The following is a 3,651-nucleotide window of genomic DNA, read 5'->3' on the forward strand; positions in this document are numbered from 1 at the left end:
TGTCGAACCTCTTCCGTGAAGAGGTTCCAATACTTGAGGTATTATGCATACGTTATTCCGTATTGGAATAACGCTTTTCTGAAATTCAAGGGTTAACCCTCCCCATCTTTCCTGAACGCCCGAAAAGTTCTCGCGGAAACCGGGAAAGGAATGGGTGGCCGCGTTCGGGCAGAGCGGACGGATGCCGCCCAAACGCCCTCATCCCCCTGCCCAACCCCCGCCTTCGCGACGCCCCTCATGCATCCCCCTTGAAAACAGCGCCCACCACCCCCATATGGACGACATCACCAACCAACCCCTTTCGGAGACAGATCACCATGGCTGAGGTTCACGGCTTTCAGACTGAAGTTGCGAAGCTCCTGCGCCTTCTCGCGCAGTCCCTCTATTCGAACCCCGAAGTGTTCCTGCGCGAGCTCGTCTCGAACGCGTCCGACGCGGTCGACAAGCTCCGCTTCGCGTCGATCACGGACCCCGAGCTCACGAAGAACGACCCGGTGCTCCGCATCCGCGTGAAGGCCGACAAGGCCGCGAAGACGCTCACGATTTCGGACAACGGGATCGGGATGAGCCTCGCTGAGATGAACGAAAACCTCGGCACGATCGCGAAGTCGGGCACGGAAGCCTTCATGGCGAAGCTCTCCGGCGACGAAAAGAAGGACGCGCAGCTGATCGGTCAGTTCGGCGTGGGCTTCTACTCCGCCTTCATCGTCGCCGACAAGGTGACGGTGCTCTCGCGCCGTGCCGGCGACGACGCCGCGTCGATGTGGGAGAGCGAAGGCGCGGGCACGTTCGAGTCGGGCCCGGCGGAGAAGGCCACCCGCGGCACCGACGTGATCCTGCACCTCAAAGACGATGCGTTGAACTTCCTCGACCGCTGGACGCTCGAAGACACGATTACGAAGTATTCCGACCACATCGCGACGCCGGTCGAGCTTTGGGTGGAATCGACGCCCGCGAAGAAGGATGACGACAAGACGGACGACGTGGAAGACGCCGTTGTGGGCGAATGGAAGCAGGTCAACGACGCCAAGGCCCTCTGGACGATGAGCCCGCGCGAAGTGAAGGATGACGAATACAAGGCCTTCTACCGGCATCTCACCCACGCCTGGAACGATCCGCTCGCCTGGGCGCACAACCGCGTCGAGGGCGAGCTCGAGTACACGACGCTGCTCTATCTGCCCTCCGAAGCGCCGTTCGACCTCTATTCGCGCGAGAAGCAGAATGGGTTGAAGCTCTTCGTCGAGCGCGTCTTCATCATGGAGGACGCGGCGCAGTTCCTGCCCAACTACCTCCGGTTCGTCAAGGGCCTCATCGACACGAACGCGCTTCCGCTCAACGTCTCCCGCGAACTCCTGCAGGCCTCGCCCGTCACGACGAAGCTCAAAAAGGCCGTGACGAAGCGCGCCCTCGACATGATCGCGAAGCTCGCGAACGACGAAGAGAAGAAGGACGCCTGGCGCACGTTCACGGCGCAGTTCGGCCGCGTCTTGAAGGAAGGCGTCGTCGAGGATCCCACCAACCAGACCGCCATTCTGAAGCTCCTGCGCTTCTCGTCCACCGCCGCGGACGGCGCCGAACCCACGGTTTCGCTCGCCGACTACGTGAAGCGCTCGCCCGAGAAGCAGAAGGCGATCTACTACCTCATCGCGGGCACGCACGAAGCGGCCGTCACCTCGCCCTACCTCGAAGTCTTCAAGAAGAAGGGCGTGGAGGTGCTGCTCCTGTCGGATCGCATCGACGAGTGGATGATCAGCGGGCTCACCGAATTCGAAGGCCGCAAGTTCATCTCCGCCACCGCGTCCGACCTGGAGCTTGGCGAACTGGCCGACGCCGAAGAAAAGGCCGCGGAGGAAGCCGCCAAGACCGCCTCGACCGGGTTGGTGGAGCGCATCCGCACGGCGCTCTCCGGCAAGATCGAAGGCGTGCGCGTCTCGAACCGCCTGGTCGAGAGCGCCGCGTGCGTCGTGGGCGAAAACGACCAGATGATGACGCCGCAGCTGCGCCGCATGCTGGAGGCCGCCGGTCAGCAGGTTCCGGAAGAGAAGTTCACGCTCGAAGTGAACCCCAACCACCCGCTGCTCGCCCGCGCCGAAGCCGAAACGGATCCCGCGAAGTTCAACGCCTGGGCCGAGCTCATCCTCGACCAGGCGATGCTCGCGGACCAGGGCACCGTCAAGGACCCGGCCGCGTTCGTGCGCCGCATGAACGAGCTCCTCTTGGGGAAGTGATCCCGCAAGTGTGCCCTGAGGCCCTGACGATCTGAAGGATCCGGGAGGCCCGCGGCCTCCCCTTCCTTCCGGGCTCGAAGCCCGTCGAAGCCCGCCGCGGTTCGTCCGCAGGCGGGCTTCCTGTCGTCCGTGGCCTGCCCTGACCGGGCGGAAGCCCGGCGGAGGTGGACCTGCGGCTTTGTCGCCGCCTCTTTCCCCGTAGGTCCCCGAATCGGTTCGTATTTCCCGACTTTCCCTCCGGTTCGGCCATCGCCGTCACAAAAGCCCCTAGGGCGAACGTCGTGTGCACGTTCCGCGACAGGAGACCCGAGTACGCTTTTTGTGAAGAGAATGCTCGGGAAACCCTCGATTTCCAAAGGAACCGACGAGAAAACTGGACCCGCCGTAACGTAAAGACAACATCGGCCCCGTTTTCCGCGTCCCGACTCTTGAGAGAATCGCGGAATCGAAACCACCGCTGCCGATTCATGTTCTCCCGACGCCGACTCCTCTGCGCCTCCGCGCTCACGCTTCTCCCGGGTCTTCCGATCCGGGGCTTCGCCGCGCCCGCGGCGGATGCGGAAAAGGCGCCCTGGAGCGAGACCGCGATCGAAGCCGCGGAACCGGTGGTGGAGCCCCTCGCCTCCCACCCCTTCGTCGAGGCCGTCGCGGAGGGCGATCTGAGCGAAGAAGCCTTCGCCTGGTACCTGTCGCAGCAGCTGGTGCGGCTCGAATTCGCCGAGGGGTCGATCAAGATCCTGAAGCGCCGCTTCATGGCGGAGCGCCACAAGGCGCTCTGCGACGCCTGGCTCGAAGAAAACGAGAACGCCGTCTCCTGGACCAAGGATCTGCTGCAGCTGACCGCCGCCGAGATTCAACCCCAGAAGAAGCCCGCCCCGGGGACCTTCCCCCGGCTTCGCTTCGAGAGCGCGTTCGACGACATCAAGGCGGCGCCCGCGGTGAAGCGCCAGATGAGATTCGAACGCGACGCCGTCAACCGCGACCACATCGCCGTGGCGGTCGCGTCCGTCGCGTCGGGCTGCTGGGTGACGCACGTCCTCTCGGAGCACGTCTCCCGCCACCACACCCTTCAGGGGAACACCTACGACGCGTGGGTGGAGGCGATGACCTCGGACGAAGCGGGCCGCCGCGCGGCGACCCTTCTCACGCTCGCCGACGAACTCTCCACGGGCGAAATCCAACAGGTCCTCTCCGGCATGACCGCGCACTTCGTGCGGGGCTGCCGCGGCGAGGCCGACATCCTCTCCGCGGCGATGCAGGCGGATGTGCGGGCCAGCTGAGAAGACGAAACGAAAAAGGCGGAATGGAGGTCGACTCCGTCCGCCTTTCGTCTTTGAGCCGTTTGGGATCCGCGGCTTACTTCGTACGTGTCCTAAGACCGGGGGATGCGAAGAATTCGTCCGAACGCCCAAAACGAAGGGGG

The 3,651-nt window shown here is 64.1% G+C and carries 2 protein-coding genes; both read left to right on the top strand.

Going from position 1 to position 3,651, the window contains the following annotated elements; all coding sequences use genetic code 11:
- Window positions 1-317 precede the first annotated feature (317 nt).
- Window positions 318-2,228: a molecular chaperone HtpG gene (htpG, locus tag HMPREF9440_RS00285; RefSeq protein WP_008540369.1), complete on the top strand. Its 1,911-nt coding sequence runs from the start codon at window positions 318-320 to the stop codon at window positions 2,226-2,228.
- Between the two features lie 467 nt (window positions 2,229-2,695).
- A complete protein-coding gene (locus HMPREF9440_RS00290; protein WP_008540370.1) occupies window positions 2,696-3,508 on the top strand; it encodes a thiaminase II/PqqC family protein in 813 nt (270 codons plus the stop codon).
- The last annotated feature ends 143 nt before the right edge of the window (window positions 3,509-3,651 follow it).

It is taken from the genome of Sutterella parvirubra YIT 11816 (genome assembly GCF_000250875.1).
GTDB classification, from domain to species: Bacteria; Pseudomonadota; Gammaproteobacteria; order Burkholderiales; family Burkholderiaceae_F; genus Sutterella; species Sutterella parvirubra.

Bases quoted from the DNA above. Each gene is read 5' to 3' on its own strand.
- htpG (WP_008540369.1), top strand. From the start codon at position 318: ATGGCTGAGGTTCACGGCTTTCAGACTGAAGTTGCGAAGCTCCTGCGC.
- HMPREF9440_RS00290 (WP_008540370.1), top strand. From the start codon at position 2,696: ATGTTCTCCCGACGCCGACTCCTCTGCGCCTCCGCGCTCACGCTTCTC.